General features: G+C 73.5%; 22 protein-coding genes. 12 read left to right on the top strand and 10 right to left on the bottom strand.

Translation table 11 applies throughout. The features are described 5' to 3' along the window. Nucleotides 1-45: 45 nt before the first annotated feature. From QRN30_RS15285 to ybaK, 4 genes are all read right to left on the bottom strand, one after another. Nucleotides 46-588 carry an adenine phosphoribosyltransferase gene (locus QRN30_RS15285; RefSeq protein ID WP_284761303.1) on the bottom strand — a complete coding sequence of 181 codons (543 nt, stop codon included), beginning with the start codon at nucleotides 586-588 and terminating at the stop codon, nucleotides 46-48. 250 nt (nucleotides 589-838) lie between these two features. Continuing rightward, a complete protein-coding gene (locus tag QRN30_RS15290) occupies nucleotides 839-1,072 on the bottom strand; it encodes a hypothetical protein (protein WP_156155268.1) in 234 nt (77 codons plus the stop codon). Nucleotides 1,073-1,890: 818 nt separating this feature from the next. Beyond that, nucleotides 1,891-4,500: an ATP-dependent Clp protease ATP-binding subunit gene (locus tag QRN30_RS15295; RefSeq protein ID WP_284761305.1), complete on the bottom strand. Its 2,610-nt coding sequence runs from the start codon at nucleotides 4,498-4,500 to the stop codon at nucleotides 1,891-1,893. A gap of 95 nt (nucleotides 4,501-4,595) precedes the next feature. Next, entirely contained in the window at nucleotides 4,596-5,081 is a 486-nt protein-coding gene (ybaK, locus tag QRN30_RS15300) for a Cys-tRNA(Pro) deacylase (protein WP_284761307.1), read from the bottom strand. 66 nt (nucleotides 5,082-5,147) lie between these two features. On the opposite strand from ybaK, the gene QRN30_RS15305 reads away from it, so the two are divergent. Together QRN30_RS15305 and QRN30_RS15310 are read left to right on the top strand one after the other, a co-directional pair. Continuing rightward, nucleotides 5,148-5,441, top strand: a complete 294-nt coding sequence (locus QRN30_RS15305; RefSeq protein ID WP_194590922.1) for a DUF6412 domain-containing protein — start codon at nucleotides 5,148-5,150, stop codon at nucleotides 5,439-5,441. Nucleotides 5,442-5,502: 61 nt separating this feature from the next. Beyond that, nucleotides 5,503-6,240 (top strand): YidC/Oxa1 family membrane protein insertase, encoded by a 738-nt coding sequence (locus tag QRN30_RS15310; protein ID WP_284761309.1) that lies wholly within the window; start codon nucleotides 5,503-5,505, stop codon nucleotides 6,238-6,240. Here QRN30_RS15310 and QRN30_RS15315 read toward each other — a convergent pair. After that, nucleotides 6,237-6,458, bottom strand: coding sequence for a hypothetical protein (locus QRN30_RS15315; protein ID WP_042537189.1), 222 nt, complete (start codon nucleotides 6,456-6,458; stop codon nucleotides 6,237-6,239). The genes QRN30_RS15310 and QRN30_RS15315 overlap by 4 nt on opposite strands. Before the next feature lie 372 nt (nucleotides 6,459-6,830). On the opposite strand from QRN30_RS15315, the gene QRN30_RS15320 reads away from it, so the two are divergent. Next, nucleotides 6,831-7,454 (top strand): hypothetical protein, encoded by a 624-nt coding sequence (locus tag QRN30_RS15320; RefSeq protein ID WP_017887372.1) that lies wholly within the window; start codon nucleotides 6,831-6,833, stop codon nucleotides 7,452-7,454. Between the two features lie 229 nt (nucleotides 7,455-7,683). After that, entirely contained in the window at nucleotides 7,684-9,045 is a 1,362-nt protein-coding gene (locus QRN30_RS15325) for an MFS transporter (RefSeq protein ID WP_156463749.1), read from the top strand. Between the two features lie 204 nt (nucleotides 9,046-9,249). Here the strand turns inward: QRN30_RS15325 and QRN30_RS15330 are convergent, their stop codons facing one another. Together QRN30_RS15330 and QRN30_RS15335 are read right to left on the bottom strand one after the other, a co-directional pair. Beyond that, nucleotides 9,250-11,325 (bottom strand): MSCRAMM family protein, encoded by a 2,076-nt coding sequence (locus QRN30_RS15330; RefSeq protein ID WP_284761311.1) that lies wholly within the window; start codon nucleotides 11,323-11,325, stop codon nucleotides 9,250-9,252. Nucleotides 11,326-11,533: 208 nt separating this feature from the next. Beyond that, a complete protein-coding gene (locus tag QRN30_RS15335) occupies nucleotides 11,534-11,998 on the bottom strand; it encodes an NUDIX hydrolase (protein WP_284761313.1) in 465 nt (154 codons plus the stop codon). A 176-nt stretch (nucleotides 11,999-12,174) separates the two neighbouring features. Between QRN30_RS15335 and QRN30_RS15340 the strand changes: the two genes are divergently transcribed. After that, nucleotides 12,175-13,044 carry a universal stress protein gene (locus tag QRN30_RS15340; protein WP_042537181.1) on the top strand — a complete coding sequence of 290 codons (870 nt, stop codon included), beginning with the start codon at nucleotides 12,175-12,177 and terminating at the stop codon, nucleotides 13,042-13,044. On the opposite strand, the gene QRN30_RS15345 is transcribed toward QRN30_RS15340, so the two are convergent. The 3 genes from QRN30_RS15345 to QRN30_RS15355 all read right to left on the bottom strand — a co-directional run bounded on the left by QRN30_RS15345 (nucleotide 13,001) and on the right by QRN30_RS15355 (nucleotide 15,528). After that, nucleotides 13,001-14,029, bottom strand: coding sequence for an SGNH/GDSL hydrolase family protein (locus tag QRN30_RS15345; protein WP_042537179.1), 1,029 nt, complete (start codon nucleotides 14,027-14,029; stop codon nucleotides 13,001-13,003). The two genes, QRN30_RS15340 and QRN30_RS15345, sit on opposite strands and share 44 nt — an antisense overlap. Before the next feature lie 108 nt (nucleotides 14,030-14,137). Continuing rightward, nucleotides 14,138-14,494: a PRC-barrel domain-containing protein gene (locus tag QRN30_RS15350; RefSeq protein WP_042537177.1), complete on the bottom strand. Its 357-nt coding sequence runs from the start codon at nucleotides 14,492-14,494 to the stop codon at nucleotides 14,138-14,140. A gap of 50 nt (nucleotides 14,495-14,544) precedes the next feature. Beyond that, the gene (locus QRN30_RS15355; protein WP_284761316.1) at nucleotides 14,545-15,528 is read right to left on the bottom strand and encodes a glycosyltransferase family 9 protein; all 984 of its coding nucleotides are present in this window, start codon (nucleotides 15,526-15,528) and stop codon (nucleotides 14,545-14,547) included. Between the two features lie 100 nt (nucleotides 15,529-15,628). Between QRN30_RS15355 and QRN30_RS15360 the strand changes: the two genes are divergently transcribed. From QRN30_RS15360 to QRN30_RS15390, 7 genes are all read left to right on the top strand, one after another. Next, nucleotides 15,629-16,186 carry a D-glycero-alpha-D-manno-heptose-1,7-bisphosphate 7-phosphatase gene (locus tag QRN30_RS15360; RefSeq protein ID WP_017887379.1) on the top strand — a complete coding sequence of 186 codons (558 nt, stop codon included), beginning with the start codon at nucleotides 15,629-15,631 and terminating at the stop codon, nucleotides 16,184-16,186. After that, a complete protein-coding gene (locus tag QRN30_RS15365; protein ID WP_020381112.1) occupies nucleotides 16,183-17,262 on the top strand; it encodes a glycosyltransferase family 9 protein in 1,080 nt (359 codons plus the stop codon). The genes QRN30_RS15360 and QRN30_RS15365 overlap by 4 nt, the downstream gene beginning before the upstream one ends. 86 nt (nucleotides 17,263-17,348) lie before the next feature. Beyond that, nucleotides 17,349-18,350 (top strand): glycosyltransferase, encoded by a 1,002-nt coding sequence (locus tag QRN30_RS15370; protein ID WP_284761317.1) that lies wholly within the window; start codon nucleotides 17,349-17,351, stop codon nucleotides 18,348-18,350. Continuing rightward, nucleotides 18,347-19,675, top strand: coding sequence for a glycosyltransferase (locus tag QRN30_RS15375; RefSeq protein ID WP_284761318.1), 1,329 nt, complete (start codon nucleotides 18,347-18,349; stop codon nucleotides 19,673-19,675). The genes QRN30_RS15370 and QRN30_RS15375 overlap by 4 nt, the downstream gene beginning before the upstream one ends. After that, nucleotides 19,672-20,295, top strand: a complete 624-nt coding sequence (locus QRN30_RS15380) for a D-sedoheptulose-7-phosphate isomerase (RefSeq protein WP_259552536.1) — start codon at nucleotides 19,672-19,674, stop codon at nucleotides 20,293-20,295. Before QRN30_RS15375 ends, QRN30_RS15380 begins: the two co-directional genes overlap by 4 nt. Next, complete coding sequence (locus QRN30_RS15385) at nucleotides 20,292-21,731, top strand: PfkB family carbohydrate kinase (RefSeq protein ID WP_284761319.1); 1,440 nt, start codon at nucleotides 20,292-20,294, stop codon at nucleotides 21,729-21,731. Before QRN30_RS15380 ends, QRN30_RS15385 begins: the two co-directional genes overlap by 4 nt. A 62-nt stretch (nucleotides 21,732-21,793) precedes the next feature. After that, entirely contained in the window at nucleotides 21,794-22,498 is a 705-nt protein-coding gene (locus QRN30_RS15390; protein ID WP_263136327.1) for an SDR family oxidoreductase, read from the top strand. The last annotated feature ends 286 nt before the right edge of the window (nucleotides 22,499-22,784 follow it).

The raw sequence follows: 22,784 nt of genomic DNA on the forward strand, positions 1-22,784 counted from the left end.
GTGCTCGCGTGCGGACGGCCGCGGGCGCTGCTCGGTCGTCGGCGCTCAGGCCGGGACGGAGCCGAGCGTCGCGACGGGCAGCCGCGGCTCGAGGCGCTCGCGTCCGTTCAGGCCGTCGAGCTCGAGCAGCGCTGCGAAGCCGATCGCCTGGTAGCCGGCGCGCTCGAGCAGCGTGATGGTCGCGGCTCCGGTCCCCCCGGTGGCCAGGACGTCGTCGACGACGAGCACCCGCGTGCCTGCGGGCAGCTGACCCGGTCGCAGTTCGAGTTCGGCCTCGCCGTACTCGAGCGCGTACTGCTCGCTCAGGACCTCGCCGGGGAGCTTGCCCGCCTTGCGCACCGTGAGCACACCGACCTGGTGCTGGGCGGCGATGCCCCCGGCCAGTGCGAAGCCACGGGCCTCGATGCCGGCGACGGCGTCGAAGCCGGCCCCGACCGCGAACGGTGCCGCGAGTGCTTCACACACCCGACCGAAGGCGACGGCGTCCGAGAACACCGGCGTCACGTCGCGGAAAAGCACCCCCGGCTTCGGGAAGTCCGGCACGAGGGCGGTGAGGCGTTCGACGAGTGCAGCTGCGGTTTCGGTCACCCGCCAACGGTACGGGAGGCCCGGGCTGCGTCCGACACGTCGGCGCACGGTGCGAGGCTGGTCGCCTCGTGCGGGCCCCACCGTTCGCTGCACGGTGCGGGTTCCGTCGGACGGTTCACCGAAGGTGGCTCGGTGCGAGGTTGTTTCCTCGCACCGAGCCGTCCAGGCCGCACGGGCTCCGGAAGGACGCACCGTGCGTGCGTGAGGCCGACGACAGTGCCGACGACAGTGCTGGCGACAGCGCCTGCGGTCAGCGCCACATCCGCATCGCGGCGCCCTGGGTGATCCAGTCGGTCTCGCGCTGTCGGCGTTCCCGCTCGAGGCGGGCCAGCGTGGCGAGGTCGACCTCGGGCCGCTCCTTGCGGGTGCGTCGGCTCCAGATGATGAGCGACATCCCGACGCGGAGTGCGATGCGGTCGGCGAGTGAGACCCGGCGGCGCACCGCGCGGGTATCGGGTGGACGGGTGGTGGTCTTCGTGGACACGGTGATCCCCTTCAGGGCATGGCAGAGCTGCCCGGGTGTCGGGCATGACGAAACCGCCCGGATCGCGGGCAGCGAGAATTGAATGCGTGAGAATGCACTCCGGGATGGTCCGGAAATGTTCGGACAACGATCGCGGAATGCGCGTCGACACCGAGAGCGTCGCACTGCCCACCGACATTCTTCCGGCGTCGTCCGTACAGATCGGACGGGACGCATCGACGTGCCGTCGAGCCGTTCGGTGGACGAACGAACCGGTGCTGCACGAGCCAGATCGGCTCAGCGCAGGGTGCCCGGAGGCACAGATGTCAGGAGAGCGGGACGCTCCGGGTCAGCGGACGCGGGACGGGGAACCGACGCGTCCACGGATTCCGCGGAACGGAGTGGTCGTTGCGATCATCATGGTCGGCCCCCTTTCGGTCTCGAGCTGGTGGAGTGGTCCGGGTCGAATGTTCGACCGTTCGCGACGAGTGAACACTATCGGCACCGCAAATCGGAGCGCAACCCCTTTTTCGGAAAACGTCTGGAATTGCATTCCCGAACAGGCCGATCACGGTGCGAGGTTCGTGTTCTCGTGGCGACTCGCCGGCTGCGTGCAGAGTTCCCGTCGTGCACCGGAGACGGGCCTGCCGGCTGCACCGTGCGCTTTCGGCGGACCGGTGGCAGCCTGCGCGCTCGGTGCGGGATCGCAGGCCTGCACGGTGCGGGCAACCTCGCACCGTGTGACGGAGCACGCACGGAGCACGCACGGTGCACGCACGGTGCACGCCGGAGGCCCGGTACCGAATCGGTACCGGGCCTCCGGCGTGCGTGCGAGCGGACTAGACCGCGGCGTGCTCCGCGACGCTCGCCGTCAGGGAGTCACCCTCGACGTCGATCCGCACGGTGTCACCCGCGGTCACCCCGCCCTCGACCACGAGTGTCGCGATGCGGTCGTCGACCTCGCGCTGGATGAGCCGACGGAGCGGACGGGCGCCGTACTCCGGCTCGTACCCGTGCTCGGCGAGCCAGGCGACCGCGGCGTCGGACACCGACAGGACCATGTCCTGTGCGACCAGCCGGAGCGCCGTGTCCTGCAGCAGCAGGGACACGATCGACGCGATCTGGGACCGGTCGAGCTTGCGGAACAGCACGATCTCGTCGATGCGGTTGATGAACTCGGGCCGCATCGCCTCGCGCAGCTTGCCCATGACGCGGGCCCGCAGGTCGTCCTCGGCGAAGCCGTCCGTGGCACCGACCGGGGAGAACCCGAGCGCTCCCGAGCGGGAGGCCAGGAACTCCGAGCCGATGTTCGACGTCATGATGACGACGGTGTTCCGGAAGTCGACCGTCCGTCCCTGCCCGTCGGTGAGCCGGCCGTCGTCGAGCACCTGCAGCAGCAGGTTGAAGACGTCCGGGTGGGCCTTCTCGACCTCGTCGAGCAGGATCACCGAGTACGGGTTGCGACGGACACGCTCGGTGAGCTGGCCGGCCTCGTCGTGGCCGACGTACCCGGGAGGGGCACCGACCAGGCGCGACACGGTGTGGCGTTCGCCGAACTCGCTCATGTCGAAGCGGAGCATGGCGGACTCGTCACCGAACAGCGACGACGCCAGGGCCTTCGCGAGTTCGGTCTTGCCGACGCCGGTCGGTCCGAGGAACAGGAAGCTGCCCACCGGACGACGCGGGTCGCCCATGCCGGTCCGGCTGCGCCGAACCGCCTTGGCGATCGCCCGCACGGCGTCGTCCTGGCCGACGACGCGGTCGTGCAGCTCGGACTCGAGCGCGGCGAGCCGCGTCTTGTCGGCCGAGCCGAGTCGGGTCACCGGGATCCCGGTGGCACGGGACACCACGGCGGCGATGTCGGCTTCCGTGATCGACGTGTCCGCGGATTCCGGACGGGAGGTCTGGCTGGCGTCCGCCGACGAGGCGGCGGTGATCCGGGCCTCCAGTCCGACGATCTCGTCACGCAGGTCGGACGCTTCCTCGTAGTGCTCCTCCGCGACCGCGCTGTCCTTGCGGGCGGTCAGGTCGGCGACCTGGGCCCGCAGTGCCTCGACGTCGACGTCGCCCGACAGGGCGAGGCGGCGGCGTGCACCGGCCTGGTCGACGAGGTCGATGGCCTTGTCCGGCAGGTGCCGGTCGGTCACGTAGCGGTGCGAGAGCTCGACCGCGGCGCGGAGTGCCTCGGGCGTGTAGGCGACGCCGTGGTGCTCCTCGTAGCGCGGGGCGAGGCCGGTCAGGATCGCGACGGCGTCCTCGACGTTCGGCTCCCCCACCGTGACGGGCTGGAACCGGCGCTCGAGCGCGGCGTCCTTCTCGATCCGGCGGTACTCGTCGAGCGTCGTCGCGCCGACCAGGTGCAGGTCGCCGCGGGCGAGCCGGGGCTTGAGGATGTTGCCGGCGTCCATCGAGCCGCCCTCGCCGCCGCCACCGGCGCCGACGACGGTGTGGAGTTCGTCGACGAAGACGATGAGCTCGTCGGCGTACGCCGCGATCTCGTCCATCGCCGTGGTGAGGCGCTCCTCGAAGTCGCCGCGGTACCGGGTGCCGGAGAGCATGCCGGGCAGGTCGAGCGCGACGACCCGCTTGCCCTGCAGCAGGGCGGGGACGTCGCCGTCGACGATGCGCTGGGCGAGGCCCTCGACGATCGCGGTCTTGCCGACGCCGGGCGCACCGATCAGCACCGGGTTGTTCTTGGTGCGGCGGAGCAGGATCTCGACGGTCTGCTCGATCTCGTCGGCGCGGCCGATCACCGGGTCGACGTGCCCGTCACGGGCGCGCTCGGTCAGGTCGGTGCCGAACCGGTCGAGCGTCGGGGTGTCGCTGTCGGAACCGGACTCGGCCGTTCCGGTCGTCGCAGCGGTTCCTGGCATGGAGCGCCCCTCTCGTGCTGCTGCCGCGGCCTGCTGGGCGTAGTCCTGCATGACCTGCGGGGTGATCCCGGCGCTGGCGAGCAGCTGGCCGGTCACGGTCTCCTGGTCCATCACGAGCGCGAAGAAGACGTGCTCGGGGTCGGTGTAGGTGCTGCCGAAGCCCCGCGCGGCCTGCGTCGCCTCGACGAGGATGCGCTGGGCGGTGCCGGTGAGTGCAGGGCTGCCGGTCTGCTCGGCGAGCGGTCCGTGCGCCATCGGCAGGCGCTGCTCGATCTCGTCGGCGAGGCGCTGGGGGTCGACCCCGGCAGAACGCACGACGGCGTCGAACGGTTCGGTGCGGACGAGCACGTGCAGGATGTGCAGTGCGTCGATCTCGCGCTGCCCCTGCGCGAGCGCGAACTCGGCGGTGTGCTGGAGCAGCTCGTGGGTCCGGCGGCTGAGCAGCCGGGTGATGTCGACCGGTCGACCGAACGCGCGGACGCGCTGCTGGTCACCGGTGCGTTGTGCCGCGAGCAGGCGGGCGAGGAACTCGTCGAACGAGTCGTTGCCGCCGGTCGGGCCGAACGTCTCTGGCAAAGGGACCTCCTGGGAACTTGAGTGCCTTCGACTCAATGCAACGCAGGAGGGACCGTGTCATTCCCGGTTCCGGAATGAACTTGCGGCGACTCGACTCAGGTCCGCGCGATGGGTGCGGAGACCGCCTCGGTGATGCGCGCGAGGTCCGTCGGCGCCACCTCGACGTCGAAGCCGCGACGTCCGCCGGACACGAAGATGCTCGCGTACGACAGTGCTGACTCGTCGAGCACGGTGCGGAGCCGGGTCTTCTGGCCGACCGGACTGATGCCGCCGACCACGTAGCCCGTGCGCTTCTCGGCGAGGGCGGGATCGGCCAACGTCGCCTTCTTGCCCCCGACCGCCGCGGCGATGGCCTTGAGGTCGAGCCGGTTCGCTACCGGCACGATCGCCACCGCCAGTGCGCCGTCGACCGAGACGACCAGGGTCTTGAAGACCTGCTCCTCGCGGAGGCCGAGGGCGGCGGCAGCCTCTTCGCCGAAGTTGGTGGCGCTCTCGAGGTGCTCGTACACGTGCGGCGTGTACGGGACCCCGGCCGCCTCGAGCGCGACGGTCGCTGGGGTGCTCGGCGAACCTGCGGTCATGCCGTGATCCTCCCCCGCCGCACCTTCCGGTCCTCGACGGCACGCGGGCGTTACGCTGAACGGACCATGACCGCCGTCCTGCTCGTGCTCCGCGCCACCGCCGCGCTGGTGCTCGGTGACCCCGCCGCGGGGGTCCTGCCCCTGCTGGCGGTGGCGGCGCTCGGACTGACCGCGGTCGCCGTGACCGTGGTGGTCGCGCGCCTGCTCGTCGCGGTGCTGGCGGCCGTCATCGGCGTCGGATCGACGTCGATGTCCGATCCGACCGCCGTGCCCGACCTGGTCACCCGCATCGGGTGGAGCCACCCCGACGCCGACGGACACGTCCGCTCGCGGGCACCGGGGGTCGCGACCCCGGCCTGACCACCGACCGGTGGCCGGGCCGCACGCGCACCCCGCTGACCCACCACCGATCGGAACCGTCATGGACCTGTCCACCCTGCCCCTCGTCGGCCCGCTGCTGCACGGCGGCGCGGACCTCGTCGCCGCGCTCACCGCGGCGCTGTCCCCCGTCGCCGGCTCGTTCGCCGCGGCGATCGCCGTCGTGCTCCTCACCCTCGCCTCCCGCCTGGTGCTCGTGCCGCTGTCCGTGCTGCAGGTGCGGGCCGAACGGGACCGCCGGCGTCTCGCGCCACAGCTCGCGGCGCTCCGGGAGCGGTACGGCCGCGACACCCAGCGCCTGCAGCGGGCGATGCAGCAGCTCTACACCGACGAGAAGGTCTCGCCGCTGGCCGGCTGCCTGCCGGTCCTCGCGCAGGCACCCGTGGTGTCGCTCGTCTACGCCCTGTTCACGCACGCCTCGATCGGCGGCACCGCGAACGCCCTGCTGGACGCCACCTTCGTCGGGGTCCCGCTCGGGCACTCCCTGATCGTCACGCTCACGTCGCCGCTGTGGGTGCACGCCTGGGTGGTGCTGGTGTTGTTGGCGGTGCTCGCGGTCGTCGTCGAGCTGAGCCGCCGGTCGAACCTGCACTGGAACCCGGTGGCGGCGCCGGAGCCCGGCACGCCCGGGGCCGCCGCGACGGTCGCCGTCGGCCGGTACGTGCCGTTCGTCACGGTCGTGTTCGCGGCGATCGCACCGCTCGCCGCCGCGCTCTCCGTCGTGACGAGTGCGGCCTGGACGTACGGGGAACGCGCCGTGCTGCGCCGGGTGGTCCGCTAGCCGCCCTGGCCCTCCTGCTGCGGGCCCTGGTCGACCGGGTCGTACTCGGTGCCGCGACCCTGTTCCTCGTCGGCGGTCGGCACGTGGCGTTCCGTGCCGGTCCCGCCGGGGCTGGTCGCCACGTAGTCGGCCTCGCCGGACTGGGTGTCGTGGCTCAGCGGCTCGAGGGTCTCGGCGTCGGCGTCGGCGTCGTGCTGCGGCGTGGGGTCGGTGCTCATGCACCACGCCTACTCCCTCGTTCTGGGTGCGCGCGCACGGCCGGGCGGTGCCACGATGGACCTGTCCACGCGACCGGCAGAGCGGGAGTGCGCATGGCCCACGACGACGTGGCAGCGGAACGGGCACGGCTCGAAGCCGTCGCCTGGGGAGCAGGGTCGAGCCCGGCGGACGCGGCGCGCGCCCGGATCGCGCTGCAGGACCTGGAGCGCGGACGGCGACCGCGCAGGCGCCCGGTCGCGACGGCACGGGATCCACTGCCGGGAGGCCCGGGACCGGCCCGCACGTCGGCCCCGTCCGCAGCGCGGTCGAGTCCAGGGCCCGTGGCCGGGCCAGTGCCGGCTTCTGTACCCGCGCCCGCCGGCGCGGCGGCCGTGCCCGCTGCAGCCGACGCGCCGGAGCCGACCGACGGCGGTGGGGGCGACCACGTCGACGAGGCGCGGGGTGACGGCGGAGGCGAGCCGGGCCTCCAGGCCGTGCCGACCGCTCGCACCCGGTGGCGTCGGTGGCTGTGGACGGAGCGACCACGCGCCTGGATCGCGGGCGGCGCGGCGGCGGCGGTGGGCGTGGCGTTCGCGGCCGGGACGCTCGTCGGGACCGCGCAGCCCGACGTCGCAGCCGCGCCGAGCGTCACGCCGACGGCGGGGACGGTGACGCTCGAGCAGCTGCTCGACGTGCCGCAGACGTACGCCGACCAGCTGCCGGGGCCGGTCGCGGCGCCCGTGAGCCTGCACACGACGCGACTGGTCTTCACGAACCGGGCGCTCGACGGCGGGACCGCCGAGACCCCATGGAACGTCTGGGCCGGCATCGGGACGGACCGGTCGACGATCTGCCTGGTGGCGACGGCGGACCGCATCGAGTCGTCGACGGCGTGCTTCCCGCGACAGGCGGCGTTGCACGGTTCAGTGTCGATGTCGGCGCAGTCTAGGAGCGGCACGCTGACGATCGAGCTGCGCGGCGGTGGGGTCCAGGGTCGGGTGACGAACGAGTACTGAGCGAGCGGTCGGGAGCTGAGTGTTTCGTTGGAGCGCTCCGACAAATGTGCTGGATGCCCTCGCGAGAGACGTTCCATCGTGCAACACTGGATGAGCGCACTCGTCGTGGAGTCGTACCCACATCATCCACATCCGCCAGCGAGCGCGCCCCGCAGACCCTCCAGGTCACCGCCGTCAGAACGATCGGCATCGTCGCGCGCTCCACCGTGCCTCGGAGGAGGTCAGCAGCGTGTCCACCAACACCACCACCTCGGCCGTGTCGACCCACACGCGGCCGATCACCGTCACCAGCCAGTCGATCGTCGGCATCGCCGTCCTCGGACTGGCCACGTTCTTCGCCATCACCACCGAGCTCATGCCCGTCGGGCTGCTCGGCACGATGAGCGCCGACCTCGGCGTCACCGAGGCCACCATGGGCATCGTCATCACCGTGTACGCCGCCGCCGTCGCGATCCTCGCGCTGCCGCTCACCGCGTTCACCGCGAAGCTGCCGCGCAAGACCGTGCTCGTCGCCACGCTCGTCGGCTACACGGTGTCGAACCTGATGGTCGCGCTCGCCCCGTCCTTCGCCGTGGTGTGCGCTGGACGCGTCGTCGGCGGCATCGCGCACGCGCTGTTCTTCTCGGTCGCCTCGGCGTACGCCACCCGGATCGTGCCGCCGCGGCTGGCCGGCCGCGCGATCGCGTTCGTGTACTCCGGCAGCTCGCTCGGGTTCGTGCTCGGCGTGCCCCTCGCGACCTGGGTCGCGCAGCACATCGGCTGGCGCCAGGCCGTGTTCTCCGTCGGGGTCGCCGCAGCGGCACTCGCGATCGTCGCCCTGCTGTTCCTGCCCGCCGTCCGCGGTGCCTCGTCGCCGCACATCGGATCACCGAAGGCCTGGGCACGCACCGGGCTGCTGTCCGTCGTGATCGCCGACATGCTGCTCTTCGCCGGGCACTACGTCGTCTACACCTACATCGGGCCGTACGCGATCGACGCCGGGCTCGACGCCGGCATGGTCAGCGGGGCGCTGCTCGTGCTCGGTGGCACCGGTGTCGTCGGGCTCTGGCTCGCCGGCATGTTCGTGGACCGTGCGCCCCGGCAGACCCTGATCGCCTCGGTCGCCGTGATGGCCGTGGCCTTCGCGACGATGCCGTTCGTGCACGGCTCCCTGATCGGGACGATGGTCGTCGCGGGCGTCTGGATGGCCGCGAACGGCACCACGGGCACGCTCTTCATGGCCGCGGCGATCCGCGCCGGAGGCGTCTCCCCCGACATCGCCGGCGCACTGGTCAACGGCGCGTCCAACATCGGCATCGCCGGTGGTGCGGCGTTCGGCGGGCAGGCGCTCGGGATCGTCGGGCTGCAGTACCTGCCGTTCGCCGGCGCCGCGGTGCTCGTCGGGGCGCTCGGGGTCGTCGTGCTGGCGCGCCGTGGGTTCCCGGTGCACTCGCACGCGCAGGAGCACCTGTCGACCTCGTCCATCGAGGCCATCACGTCGTCGCTCGCGGTCGTCACGACGTCGGTGCCGGTCGTCGGGCGGGCGATCCAGACGGTCACGGGATCGATCGGCGTCGTCACCGGGTCGGTGCAGCGGCAGCGGACGCGTTAGGGGCTGGCGCGGGCGGCGGGCGGTCGGCGCCCGAGCGGCGTGTCGGCCCGCCGAGTGGTCACGACATGCCGTTGGTGGGGCGTCGGGGGTGCTTGAACTGTCGTCTGGCGGGTCGGCGGGCGACGGTTTGTGACCCCTCGGCGGACGCCGGCGGCGTGTTGTGCGGCCACCGCCACCGCCACCGCCACTGCGCCCGCCGCGCGGTCAGTCCAGCAGGTGGTCCGTGCGGCGGCGGTTGCGCACCGCGCGGTAGACCAGCAGCGCCGCACCGAGCAGCACCAGCACCCCGGCGGCGATGAGTCCCGGACCGAGGTCCGCCCCCGTGTACGCCAACGGTCCACCGTCCCCCGCGTCGCCCTGGCCCGACACCGGTGCCGAGCCCGATCCGGCAGCGGGGCCGGTCGGAGCCGCTGAAGGAGCGCCACTCGGCGACGGTGACGGCGACGGAGCGGGAGCCGGACCCACCGCGGCCCGCACGACGAACGCCAGCGGCGTCGCGGCCCCGGACTCCGGGGTGACGACGGTCGCCGCCTCGGCCCCCTCGACGTCGACCGAGACGACGTACTCGGTCGTGGGCTCCAGGCCGGTCAGGTCGAACGCACCGTCGTCGTCCGTGACGACCGACACGGGATCGCCGGACTGCGTGTCCGTCGGAGCCGCGACGACCTCGACGTCCGGAACGGGCTCGCCGTTCGTGTCGACGACCGTGCCGGGCTGGTCGGTCGTGACCTCGGCTGCGGTTGCTGCGGCGGCGAACGGCAGGTCGGACGAAGCACGCTCGCCGGCGACGGCCGTCACACCGGTGTTCGACGTCGCCCCGGTCGCCCCCGGCTCGGGACGTTCGGTCCGGACGGTGTACGTGCCCGCTGCGGTGGCGAAGACGTAGCGACCGTCGGCATCGGTCTCCGTCGATGCGACCACGGCGCCCGTGCCGTCGACGAGCTCGACCACCGCGCCGGCGGGCACGGATGCACCGTCGAGCGAGACCGCACCCGCTACCGTCGCGACGACGGCGGCCGGCACATCGATCTCGTCGGGGACTGCCGGTGCCGCGTCGACGTCGCCGGTCGTGATGGTCACGGGCGGCTCGTCGGCGACGGACACGTCGAGGTCGGTGTCCGCCGGCAGGTCCGAGCCGGTGTAGACGCCGTCGCTGTTCGTCGTGGTGTCGACGAGGACGTCCCCGGAGTCCGGGTCGGTGATGACGACCTCGAGGTTCGAGACCGGTCGGCCGTCCTCGTCGACCACGGTGCCGATGACCGACACGGTGTCCTCCGGCGACGTGAACGCGAAGTCGGCCTGCTGGTCCACGCCGCCCGGCGAGCCTGCCTGGGCGAGGGAGACCCTGGTCGGCTGGTCCGGGCCCTCGGCGCCGTCCGGCGGGGTGATCTCGACGCGGTAGTTCGCGATGACCGGCAGCTGCGGGAACGCGTAGGTGCCGTCGGGGTCGGTGGTCGTCGTGGAGACGGTGCCGCGCGGAGCGGTGACGCGGACGACCGCCCCGGGGATGGGGGCGCCGTCGAGGGTCACCGTGCCGGTGATCGCGGCGGTGCGGTTGGCGAACCAGGTCTGGTAGACGGGGAACCCGCTGCGCTGCTGGTAGGTGATCGTCAGGCTGGTGAGTGACACGGTCGGCGTGAACCAGGCCGTGGCACCGGCGGTGTCGACCGCGCCGGTGTTGCCCGTCAGGGTCCGGGTGGCCGGGTCCCAGGTGGGCCGGTCCTGGCCGGTCGTGCCGTCGGGGTCGGCGGTGCACGACGGCCCTCCGGCGACGGCGGCCGAGCACGAGTTGTAGGAGCTCACGTAGCCGAGCTGCTCCGCGGTCGCGGCGCCACCCCCGGAGACGGTGGCCGAGATGGTCGCCCGGTCGGCGTCGACGTCGCCGAGCACGAACGACCAGCTCTGGGCACCCGGCGTCGGCTCGGCGAACGTGTAGGTGGTCGTCGATGCCCCGGTCGTGGGCGAGTCGACGTTCGGCCGCTGGTTCATGTAGGTCGTGCCGCGGCTCGTCCCGTAGACCGCGCCCGACGGGGTCGACGCCGACTGCCAGGTCGATGCCCCGCTGACGACGGTCGACTGCCGGGAGTCCGACGTGAAGGTCGTCTCCGGGAACCCATCGAGCGTCATCGTGCCGGTGTAGGCCCGGCTCGCTCCGCTGAGGGTGAAGGTCCCCCAGTTGCCGACCGGCTCCGCCGACGCACTGGTCGCGCCGCCGATCGCGAGTCCTGCTCCGAGTGCGAGGGCCGTCAGCCCTGCCGTGACCGCGCGCCAGCGCCGCATGTGTGCTCCCCCGCTGTGGCGCCGGAGAACCCGACACCCCCTCAGACTATCCAGCGGGCGCGGCTCGTGTCCGGGGCACGACACAAGCAAGAAGGTCCCGCCGAGTGGTCACGACATGCCGCGCGCCGATCGTCGAGTGGCCGAGAAGTGTCGGCTGGAGGCCCGCCGGACGACGGTTCGTGGCCCCTCGACGAACACGAGCGGCGCGTCAGGAACCGAGCTCCACGAGGGCGTCGAGCGCAGCGACCTGGCCGGCCACCACCAGCTCCCGCGCCTGGTCGACACCGACCCACCGCGCGTCGTCCACCTCGGGCACCTCGACGAACCGCCCCGACCCGCGCGGCAGTTCGAGCCGCACGGTGTTGCTCCGCACGGTGTCGACCGAGAACCCCGACGCCGCGGCCGCGAAGACGCGCACGCGCTTGCCGGATGCCTGCCGGAACTCCCCCAGGTCGGTCAGGTCTGCGGCGCCCACCGGTGCGGGCACGCCGATCTCCTCGGCGAACTCGCGCAACGCGGTCACGTCGGGCTGCTCACCGACCTCGACCAGGCCCTTCGGGATCGACCAGGCACGCGGCCGGTTCCGCCAGAACGGCCCACCCATGTGGGCGAGGAAGACCTCGGGCCCGGACGGACCGGTCCGGTGCAGCAACAGTCCGGCGCTCACGACCACGGCCCGAGACTACGCAAGGACGTGCCGGGAGGCCCGGGTCACCGCCGCCGCGCCGCGCACCACCCGACGTGGCCGGGCCCACCGCCGGTTCACCGGCCCGCGCCGGGAGTACCGTGTGGCGCACGGAGCGCCGTGTGACGCCCCCGGAGGACCTGCGATGGAGGAGGCCGATCGGGATGGACGAACGATGGACGACGGTGACGCTGGCCGCGGACGCCGCGATGCCGCACGACGAGGCCCTGCGGTGGATCGCGTCGCGTGCGGGCAACGGCATCGAGCGGATCCGGATCATCGGTGCGGACCCGGCGATCGAGGGACCCCGACCGGTCGCCGACCGTCTGGCCGAGGCCGCCCGCGCCGCCCTGCCCGGGGTCACCGTCGAGGTGCACCGGCACGCGGGGCCGTTCGCCACCGCCCTGGTCGAGGAGTCGGACGGGGGCGACCTCCTGGTCATCGGCACGTTCCGGAGCCGACGGGGTTCGACCGCCGGTGGCGACCCGGCACGCGTGGCGGTCCGGGCCGCCGTGCCGACGGTGATCGTCCCCGAGGGGCCGCACCCGATCGACGGCGACGTGGTGCTGGCGGTCGAGGAACCGATCGACGAACGCGCCGTCTCGATCGCCGTCGGCGAGGCCGTCCGGCTGCACCGCCGACTGACGCTGCTGCGGGCGTGGGAGATGCCCGTGCTGACCAGGACCGGGCTCACCGACTTCGCCGAGGACCCCCTGCGGTGGCGCGCCCGGAACGCCGAACTGCTGCAGCGCGTCACCGAGGACCTGACCGCGCGGTTCCCGGCGGTGCGGATCCGGCCGCTGCTCGTCGAGGGACACCCGGGGCACGCCATCGCATCGCGCACCCGGCGGGCGTCGCTCGTGGTGCTCGGAAGGGGGCACGTGCGGGTGCTGTCCGGCGCACTGCTGCACGACGTGGTGCGTGAGACGGCGGCACCGGTCTGCGTCGTCCCGCCGGCCGCGCACCCGGACAGTGCGGTGCCGGAACGGGTCAGCCGGCGAGTTCCCGGATCGCGTCGGCCATCTGGTCGGTGAGGTAGGCGACACCGCGGCCGTTCGGGTGCAGGGCGCCGGCCTGCAGGTCGATGCGTCGCAGGTCGCTCGAGCCGGTCAGGCTGACGCCCGCGACGTACCGCTCGTCCGCCGGGGCACAGGCCGAATGGGCCTCGGTGCGGTCGAGGACGTCGACGAACCGGACTCCGGCGGCGTCCGCGGCGGAAGCGGAAACGGTGTCGAGCTCCTCCTGCACGCCGTGCAGGTACGCGACGTCGTCGTCGGTGAAGGGGAAGGTGTCCGACGGGAAGGACCCGGCGAGGGTGCCGAGGTCGAGCGCCGAGCGGAAGCAGCCCTTCGCCGGGGTGTGCTCGGTGTCCGGGAAGATCGCCGGGTACCCGAGGAACACCACGACGGCGTTCGGTGCGGCCCGTTTCACTGCTGCCAGGGTGTCGGCGATCCCGAGCGCGACCCGGGACTGGATCTTGGCGCTGAGTTGGTCCTCACCGTCCTGCACGAGCGTGCTCTCGCACGACGGCGCGTCACGTCCGGAGAACACCGGGCCGTCGGCCGAGATCGCCAGGCACGACGCGGCGGTGCCGAACAGGTCGGCGTCGTTGCCGCCGATCGTCAGGGTCACGAGCCGGGTGCGCGACGACAGTGACTCGATCTGCGGTGGGACGCCGTTGAACTGGTGCCCGGTCGTGACGTCCTCGCTCGTGGCGCCGGCGCACGTGACGTCGGTCAGGTCGAGGCCGAACCGTGCCGCGAGCCGGTGCGGGTAGTCGCGGGCCGACTGCACGCACGCGCTCGTGGGCAGCCGGGTGCGATCGCCGAGCCCGTACCCGGCGGAGTACGAGTCACCGAGCGCGACGTACTCGCTGCCGGGCGGCAGGTCGGCGAGCGATTCGGCGGGGTCGTCCGGCACCGGGTAGGGCTGCGGGACGGGCCACATCGGGGCAGCCGAGGCGGGCTGCACCGAGCCCGGAGCCGCGACCCCCGCCACCACCAGCCCGACGACGGCCACCGCTGCCAGGGCGGCGAGCAGCGTCGTACGGGCGGTGCGGAGCAGTTGCGGCCTCCGGGCGGGTGCGGCGGATCGGTCGGTCGGGTCGGGCGGTGGCGCGGGACGGTGTCAGCGGCGTCCGAGTCGGCGTTCGCCACCGCTGCCGGTGCGGTACTCCAGCCCGTAGTGCTGGAACAGCACCGGCTCGGTGGCGGCGTCGAGCTCCCCGTCGGTCGGGATCGACGGTGCGTCCTTGACGAGCTTCTTCGGGAACGTCACGCGCAGGTGCTTCGGGGCGACGGTCGCGCCGAACAGCGGGACGAAGACGAGCTTGTGGAACCCGACCATGCCGGTCGTGAGTGCTCCGAACGCCGGCTCGGACGTGGCGGTGTCGTAGTAGATGCTCTCGAGCGTGCCGACCTTGTCGTCGGCCTCGTCGACGACGGGCAGACCGATCCAGTCACGGATGTTCGCGGCTTCGAACACGAAGGACTCCCTCCGAGCAACCGGCAGGTCCGGGTGGCTCTCGGTCGACGCTACCGCTCGGTCGCCTGAGCGGTCACCCGGAGCCGGTCGACTGCGCCGAGCACGTCGTCCGCGGTGACGGCGAGGATGGCCGGGTCCGGGTCCTCGGCGAAGACGTCGCCGCGGCGCACCGATGCGTCGGTGAGCACGATGTGCGGGCCGGTTGCCGGCGGACCCCACGCCTCGGGCGGTGCCGGTCCGAACAGCACCACCGAGGGCACCCCGTACGCGGTCGCCAGGTGCGCAGCACCGGTGTCGACCGTGACGACGAGCCGCGCCGCGGCGATCACCGCGGCGAACGCCTGCAGGTCCAGCGTGCCGGCCAGGACCGCCTCCGGCGCCAGGCCGGCCGCGTCGGCGACGGCACGGGCGCGCACGACGTCGTCCGAGCCTCCCGTCAGGACCACGTCGGCACCGCGCGCCCGGAGCCCGCGCACCACGTCGGCGAAGCGGTCCGTCGGCCAGTGCCGCGCACCGTGGAAGGCCCCCACGTGCACGACGGCCGCGTCGGCGACCACCGGCGGCGCGGCGGGGCGGTCGATGTGGACCTCGGTCGCGTCCGCGGGGATGCCGTGCCACGTGAGCAGGTCCGCCCAGCGGTCGCGCTCGTGCACGCCGTCGGGCCACTCCGGGCCCTCGTAGTCGTGGGTGGGGTCGGCGTGTCCGATCACCCGGCGCGGGCCGAGCGCGGCGACGAGGTCCGAGGACTCCGGGCCGGCGCCGTGCAGGTTGACGGCGACGTCGACGGCTCCGTGCGGCACCCCGATCGGGTGGTCGAGACCGTGCTGGGCCAGGTGCACGTCCACCGCCGGGACGAGTTCGACGACCGGCGCCAGCCACGCCGTGGTGGCCAGTGTGATGCGGTGGTCGGGGAAGGCACGACGGAGCGCGTGCAGTGCGGGGACGGCGACGAGCAGGTCGCCGAGCTTGATGGCACGGAGGACGAGCAGTTCCGGGCGTCCGTCGGAGTCGGGCAGTCGTTCGAGTGCGGTCACCGCCGCGACGGTAGACCCGCCACGCTGACGGGGCTACCGGGACCGCGCTCCGTGGCGCTTCCTGGGGCGGTGCCCGGCCGTCGACCGGTAGTCACGGAGCATGCCCCTCGCACCGGACCGCGTCATCCGCGGCCTGCTCCTCGACCGCGACGACACCCTCGTGGTGGACGTCCCGTACAACGCCGACCCGCACCTGGTCGTCCCCGTCCCCGGCGCCCGTCGCGCCGTCGAACGGGCACGTGCCGCCGGGATGCTGCTCGGGGTCGTCACGAACCAGTCGGTGATCGCCAAGGGCATGGCCACCCGCGAGCAGGTCGACGCCACCAACGCCCGGGTCGACGAGCTCGTCGGCCCGTTCGACGTCTGGTGCGTCTGCCCGCACGACGCCGGCGACGACTGCGCCTGCCGGAAGCCCCGGCCCGGGATGGTCCTCGACGCCGCCGACCGGCTCGGCATCCCGCCGGAGTCGATCGTCGTCGTCGGCGACATCGGTGCCGACGTGCAGGCCGCCCGGAACGCCGGTGCGCAGGGCATCCTCGTGCCCACCCCGCGCACCCGCCGCCAGGAAGTGGACGCCGCCGAGACCGTCGCCGCCGACCTGGACGAGGCCGTCACCCTGGTGCTCGAACACGTCGGCAGCGTGGCGGACCGGGCGTGAGCGCCGCTCGACGCGTCCTCGTCGCCCGGCTCGACTCGTTCGGCGACGTCCTGGTCGCCGGGCCCGCGGTCCGCGCGGTCGCCGCCGGGGCCGCGCACGTGACGATGCTGTGCGGACCGCAGGGTGCCCCGGCCGCCGACCTGCTGCCCGGCATCGACCGGGTGCGGGTGTGGGCGGCGCCGTGGGTGACCGAGACCGCACGCCCGATCGACGACACCCTGCTCGCCGGGTTCCGCGCGTTGATCGCCGAGGAACAGCCCGACGAGGCAGTCGTCCTGACGTCCTTCCACCAGTCGCCGCTGCCCCTCGCGCTGCTCCTGCGCCTGGCCGGGGTCCCCCGGGTCTCCGGGGCCTCGGTCGACCACCCCGGTTCCCTGCTCGACGTGCGGCTGCGCCCCGGCGAGGACCTGCCCGAGGACCTCCCCGAACCCGAGCGCGCGCTGCGGATCGCCCAGGCGGCCGGGTTCCGGCTGCCGCCGGACGACGACGGGAGGCTCGCGGTGCGCCACGACGCCGTCCTGCCCCCGCCCGTGGCCGGCCTCGACCGCTACGTGGTCGTCCACCCCGGAGCCAGCGTCCCGGCACGGTCGTGGCCGGAGTCGCACCACCGTGCGCTCGTCGCCGCCTACGCCGAGCGCGGCGTCCCCGTCGTCGTCACCGGCTCCCCCGGCGAAGGCACGCTCACCGCAGCCGTGGCGGGCGACACCGGCATCGACCTCGGCGGACGCACCACGCCGGCCGAACTCGCCGCCGTGCTGGCAGGAGCCGAGGTCGTCGTGGTCGGGAACACCGGCCCGGCACACCTCGCCGCCGCCGTCGGGGCGCCCATCGTCAGCCTGTTCTCGCCCGTCGTCCCCGCCGTCAAGTGGGCGCCGTACGCACCGCTCGTCGAACTGCTCGGCGACCAGGCCGCACCGTGCCGACTGAGCCGTGCCCGGGAGTGCCCCGTCCCCGGCCACCCCTGCCTGTCCGGAGTGCGCATCGAGGACGTCCTGGCGGCCCACGAACGGCTGCTCGACCGCGTTTCGCGGACTGATCGGAGAAGTCTGCGGTGCGGCCCAGAAGGCGCTGCGTAGCGTGCGCCACTGCTTCTCCTGCTCCTTCTGCTGCTGCTCCGGCAGCGGCCCGGAGTGACCTGTTCGACCCGACCGGAAGGCCCCGCATGCGGATCCTCGTGTGGCACGTGCACGGCGGCTGGATGGACGCCTTCGTCCGCGGCCAGCACGAGTACCTCATCCCGACCACCCCGGCGCGCGACGCCTGGGGACTCGGCCGCGGCGGGCGCGCCTGGCCGGACTCCGCGATCGAGATCGACCCGGTCGAGGTCGCCGAGGCAGAGGTCGACGTGGTCGTCCTGCAGCGCACCGAGGAGCTCGAGGAAGCCCGCCGCCTGCTCGGTGGCCGCGACGTCCCGATCGTCTTCGTGGAGCACAACGCGCCCCGGGTCGACGTGCCGGACAGCCTGCACCCGATGCGCGACCGCGACGACCTGACGATCGCGCACGTGACGCACTGGAACGCCCTGATGTGGGACTGCGGCACCACCCGGACCACCGTCGTCGAGCACGGCGTCGTCGACCCCGGCCCGCTGTACACCGGATCGCTCGAACGGCTCGGCGTCGTCATCAACGAACCCGTCCGGCGCAACCGTGTCGTCGGCACCGACCTGCTCCCCCGCTTCGCCGAGGTCGCCCCGGTCGACGTCTGGGGCATCGGCACCGAACGGCTGCCGGAGCTCGGCTTCGGTGACCGTGTGGTCGCGCGGGGCGACGTCCAGGCCGACCCCATGCACGCGGCCCTGGCCGAACGGCGGGCCTACGTGCACCCGAACCGCTGGACCTCGCTCGGCCTGTCGCTCATCGAGTCGATGCACATGGCCATGCCGGTCCTGGTGCTGGCGACGACGGACGCGGCCCGCACGGTCCCTGGTGAGGCCGGGGCGATCGCGACCGACGTCGAGGAGCTGGTGCGGGCCTCCAGGCTGCTGCTGGAGGACCCGGACGAAGCGCGTCGACGGGGACTCGTGGCGCGGGAGGCCGTGCTCGCACGGCACGCGCTCGGTCGGTTCCTGGCCGACTGGGACGACCTGCTCGACGACGCCGTCGCGCGCGGTGCGCGACGGGACCGTGCGGCGGCAGCCGCGCTCGAAGGGAGCCTCGGATGAAGATCGCCATGGTGTCCGAGCACGCGAGTCCACTCGCCGTGCTCGGCGGGGTCGACGCCGGTGGACAGAACGTCCACGTCGCCGAACTGTCCGCTGCGTTGGCCGACCGCGGCCACCACGTGACCGTCTACACGCGGCGCGACGACCCGTCGCAGCCGGTCCGCGTGCCCCTGCGTCCCGGCGTGGACGTCGTGCACGTCGACGCCGGGCCCGCCCGAGCCGTCCCGAAGGACGAGCTGTTCCCGTTCATGGGGACGTTCGCGTCGGTGCTCGCCGCCGAGTGGTTCCTCGACCGTCCCGACGTGGTGCACGCGCACTTCTGGATGTCGGGCCACGCCGCGCTCGACGCGGTGACCCAGGTGCAGGCGCGGACCGGCGGGGTGCGGATCCCGGTGGTGCAGACCTTCCACGCCCTGGGCGTCGTGAAGCGCCGGCACCAGGGCGCCGCGGACACCAGCCCGACCGAGCGCGAATGGGTCGAACCCGCCGTCGGGCGCAGCGTCGACCAGGTCGTCGCCACCTGCTCGGACGAGGCGTTCGAACTCAAGACCCTCGGCGTCCCGCTGCACCGCATCTCCGTCGTGCCGTGCGGGGTCGACGTGTCGCTCTTCCGTCCGGACGGCCCCGTCGAGGAGCGCGACCGTCCGCTCCGGGTGCTCACCGCGTCACGACTCGTGCAGCGGAAGGGCGTCGGGACGACGATCGCCGCACTCGCAGCGCTGGTCGAACAGGGCCGTGACGTCGAACTGGTCGTCGTCGGCGGGGCCGGTGTCGCCGGTGCCGACCTGGTGGACGACCCCGAGTACCAGCGCCTCGACGCGCTCGCCCGGTCACTCGGCGTGCGCGACCACGTCACGTTCCGCGGGCAGCTCGGGCAGCAGGACATGCCGCCCGTCTACCGGAGCGCCGACGTCGTCGTCTGCGCCCCCTGGTACGAGCCGTTCGGCATCGTGCCGCTCGAGGCGATGGCCTGCGGCCGCCCCGTGGTCGCGTCGAGCGTCGGTGGGCTCATCGACACCGTCGTCGAGGACGCCACCGGTCTGCACGTGCCGCCGCGCGACGAGCGCGCGGTCGCCGAGGCCGTCTGTGCCCTGCTCGACGACCCCGAGCGCCGTGAGGCGTACGGCCGCGCCGGACGGCAGCGGGCCGAGTCCCGCTACACGTGGCAGAAGGTCGCGGCCGACAGCGAGCGCGTCTACGAGCGGCTGCTCGCCGGCGCGACGTCGTCCGCCAGCACCGCCGTGCCCACCGCCGCCCGCTCGCGTACCACCCACGCCGGCCGGGTCACCCGTGCCGCGCAGCCGACGGAGAGGACCGCACGATGACCATCGACCAGCAGACCGGGGTCGAGGACCGCGCGGTCACCGACAGCGCACGCGTCGTCGTCGACCACGTCGCGGCGTCGGTCCCCGTGATCGCCTCCCTCGTCGACCACAAGGACCACGTCGCCGCCTGGGCGGATGACATCGCCGGGCGGCTCGTCGCCGGTCGACGGTTGCTCGCCGCGGGCAACGGCGGCTCGGCTGCCGAGGCCCAGCACCTGACGTCCGAGCTCACCGGCCGGTTCGAGGGCGACCGGCCCGCGTACTCGGCCATCTCGCTGCACGCCGAGACCTCGGCCGTGACGGCGATCGGGAACGACTACGGCTACGATCAGGTCTTCGCACGCCAGGTGTCAGCGCACGCCCGGGCCGGTGACGTCCTCGTCCTGCTGTCGACGAGCGGCAAGAGCCCGAACCTGCTCCGCGCCGCCGAGGCCGCACGGGCCGTCGGCGCGCGGTCACTCGCACTGACCGGATCCGGGCCGAACCCGCTCGCCGACCTGGTCGACGACGCGATCTGCATCGAGGGGCCGTCCGCCAACGTGCAGGAGGCGCAGCTCGTTCTGGTGCACGCGCTGTGCAAGGCGATGGAGCCGGCGCTGCGTCGCGGGGGTCGTCGATGAGCGGGGCCGCTCCAGCCGTCGGCGGTCGGGGTGCCGGCGGTGCCGCTGGCCGTGCCGCCGCTCAGCGGTTCCGCATCGCCGTCGTCGGGGACACCCTGCTCGACGTCGACGTGTCCGGCACGAGCGAGCGGCTGAGCCCGGACGCGCCCGTGCCCGTCGTGGACGTCGCCACCGACGACCGCCGCGCCGGTGGCGCAGGACTCGTCGCGACGATGCTCGCCCGCGACGGCCACGACGTCACCCTGGTCACCGTCCTGAGCGACGACGGTCGTGCCCAGGAGATCCGCGACCTGCTGCCCGACGTCACGATCGTCGCCGGGCCGTCGGGTGTCCCCACCCCCGTGAAGACCCGCGTGCGCGTCGTCGACCATGCCCTCGTGCGCATCGACGAGGGCTGCGCGACCCCGCCCGTCCCCGGGGCCACCGAGACGATGACCGCCGCGCTCGACGGTGTCGACGCGATCGTCGTCGCCGACTACGGCCGCGGGGTCGCCGCCGCGCCGGCCCTCCGCGATGCGCTCACCCGTGCGGCCGAGCACCTGCCGGTGGTCTGGGACCCGCACCCCAAGGGCGCAGCCCCCGTCCCCGGCACCACCGTCGCCACCCCCAACGCGGCCGAGGCGCGACGCTTCACCGACGTCGAGGGACACGGTGTGCCCTTCGCGACCGTCGCCGCCGCCCGGCTCGTCGAACAGTGGCAGGCCGGTGCCGTCGCCGTGACGATGGGTGACCGCGGTGCGCTCCTCGCCGACGCCCAGGGCGACAGCCGCTTCGTGCCCGCGCCGTCCGTCAGTGCAGGGGACCCCTGCGGAGCCGGCGACCGGCTCGCCGCTGGCGTCGCCGTCGCACTGGCTTCGGGGGCGGACGTCCCCGAAGCGGTCGCCGCCGGTGTGGTCGCCGCGTCCGAGTACCTGGCAGCCGGTGGCGTCACCGCGCTCTTCGCCGACGACGGCCCCGCGCCGCTCGCCGTGCCCGGGGCCGACCGGGACGCCATGCGTCTGGTGCACGACGTCCGGAGCGCCGGTGGCACCGTCGTCGCGACCGGAGGCTGCTTCGACCTGCTGCACGCCGGGCACGCCCGCACCCTGTCGGCCGCCCGTGCACTCGGCGACTGCCTGGTCGTGTGCCTCAACTCGGACTCGTCGGTCCGCGGTCTGAAGGGCCCCGACCGGCCGATCATGACCCAGGACGACCGGGTCGAGCTGCTCCTGGCGCTCGACTGCGTCGATGCCGTCGTCGTGTTCGACGAGTCGACCCCCGACGAGGCACTGCGCCGCTTCCGCCCGGACGTCTGGGCGAAGGGCGGCGACTACACCGCGAGCGAACTGCCCGAGACGGCGACCCTCGCCGAGTGGGGTGGCCGCGTCGTCACCGTGCCGTTCCACCCGGGCCGGTCGACCACCCGACTCGCCGCCGCGATCGAACGCGTCGGCTGAGCGTCCGCTCGCCTTCCCGCACCTGCTCGACCACTTCCCGCTCCACTACGCAAAGGACATCCATGCCCGTCCCCACCACCCCCATCGGCCGCGTCCTCGTCACCGGCGGCGCCTCCGGACTCGGCGCCGCCGTCGTGGCCGCCGTCACCGAGGCCGGCGGCACCCCGATCGTCCTCGACCTGCGGATCGACGCGGTGCCCGAGGGCGTCGACGCCGTCGCCGTGGACGTCTCGGACACCGACGCCGTCGAGCAGGCGGTCCGTGACGCCGCCGAGCGCCACGGTGGCCTCGACGCCGTCGTCACCGCCGCGGGCATCGACACCCCCGCCCCGATCGACGCGATCTCCTCCGGCAAGTGGGAGCAGATCGTCGGCGTCAACCTGATCGGCACCGCCTCGACCGTGCGCGCCGCCCTGCCCGCGCTCGAGGTTACGCACGGCCGCGTCGTCACCATCTCGTCGTCGCTCGCCCTGCGCGGCGTCGGCGACGGCACCGCGTACTCGGCGTCGAAGTTCGGCGTCCGCGGGTTCTCGCAGGCGCTGGCCGCCGAGACCGCCGGTCGCATCGGCGTCACCAACATCATCCCCGCCGGGATGCGCACGAACTTCTTCGCCGACCGCACCGAGCAGTACAAGCCCGGTCCGGACGCGCAGCTCATCGAGCCGGAGTACGTCGCGAACTCGATCGTCTTCGCGCTGTCGCAGCCGGCCGGCTGCGAGATCCGCGAGCTGTCGATCATGCCGGCGACGGAGCCGAGCTGGCCGTAGCCGCTTGCCGCTGACGGGCGGGAGGCGCGGTGCCGGCGGTCGCGTGTCCCGAGCGCGGTGCGCGGTGCGTCGCCTGGTGCAGCGTTGACGGCTGGGTGCACGCTTGCAGCGCCGCACGCAGCGGTGAACCGCGCACGGGGCGACGGCGTGCGCACGGTGCGGCCGGTGCGGCCGGGAGGCGCGTTGCGGGCTGGCAGCGGGCCTCCCGTCCGGCGTCCGGTCGCGTTCCGTGCACGGTGCACGGTGCGCGGTGCGTCGCCTGGTGCAGCGTTGACGGCTGGGTGCG

It is taken from the genome of Curtobacterium sp. MEB011 (assembly GCF_030209655.1).
Classification (GTDB): Bacteria; Actinomycetota; Actinomycetes; order Actinomycetales; family Microbacteriaceae; genus Curtobacterium; species Curtobacterium poinsettiae.

What these genes read in the sequence shown, in the direction of transcription:
- QRN30_RS15310 (WP_284761309.1), top strand. Translation starts at nt 5,503, where the DNA reads ATGGACCTGTCCACCCTGCCCCTCGTCGGCCCGCTGCTGCACGGCGGC.
- QRN30_RS15305 (WP_194590922.1), top strand. Translation starts at nt 5,148, where the DNA reads ATGACCGCCGTCCTGCTCGTGCTCCGCGCCACCGCCGCGCTGGTGCTC.
- QRN30_RS15315 (WP_042537189.1), bottom strand. Translation starts at nt 6,458, where the DNA reads ATGAGCACCGACCCCACGCCGCAGCACGACGCCGACGCCGACGCCGAG.
- QRN30_RS15340 (WP_042537181.1), top strand. Translation starts at nt 12,175, where the DNA reads ATGGACGAACGATGGACGACGGTGACGCTGGCCGCGGACGCCGCGATG.
- QRN30_RS15385 (WP_284761319.1), top strand. Translation starts at nt 20,292, where the DNA reads ATGAGCGGGGCCGCTCCAGCCGTCGGCGGTCGGGGTGCCGGCGGTGCC.
- QRN30_RS15380 (WP_259552536.1), top strand. Translation starts at nt 19,672, where the DNA reads ATGACCATCGACCAGCAGACCGGGGTCGAGGACCGCGCGGTCACCGAC.
- QRN30_RS15330 (WP_284761311.1), bottom strand. Translation starts at nt 11,325, where the DNA reads ATGCGGCGCTGGCGCGCGGTCACGGCAGGGCTGACGGCCCTCGCACTC.
- ybaK (WP_284761307.1), bottom strand. Translation starts at nt 5,081, where the DNA reads ATGACCGCAGGTTCGCCGAGCACCCCAGCGACCGTCGCGCTCGAGGCG.
- QRN30_RS15360 (WP_017887379.1), top strand. Translation starts at nt 15,629, where the DNA reads ATGCCCCTCGCACCGGACCGCGTCATCCGCGGCCTGCTCCTCGACCGC.
- QRN30_RS15370 (WP_284761317.1), top strand. Translation starts at nt 17,349, where the DNA reads ATGCGGATCCTCGTGTGGCACGTGCACGGCGGCTGGATGGACGCCTTC.
- QRN30_RS15390 (WP_263136327.1), top strand. Translation starts at nt 21,794, where the DNA reads ATGCCCGTCCCCACCACCCCCATCGGCCGCGTCCTCGTCACCGGCGGC.
- QRN30_RS15375 (WP_284761318.1), top strand. Translation starts at nt 18,347, where the DNA reads ATGAAGATCGCCATGGTGTCCGAGCACGCGAGTCCACTCGCCGTGCTC.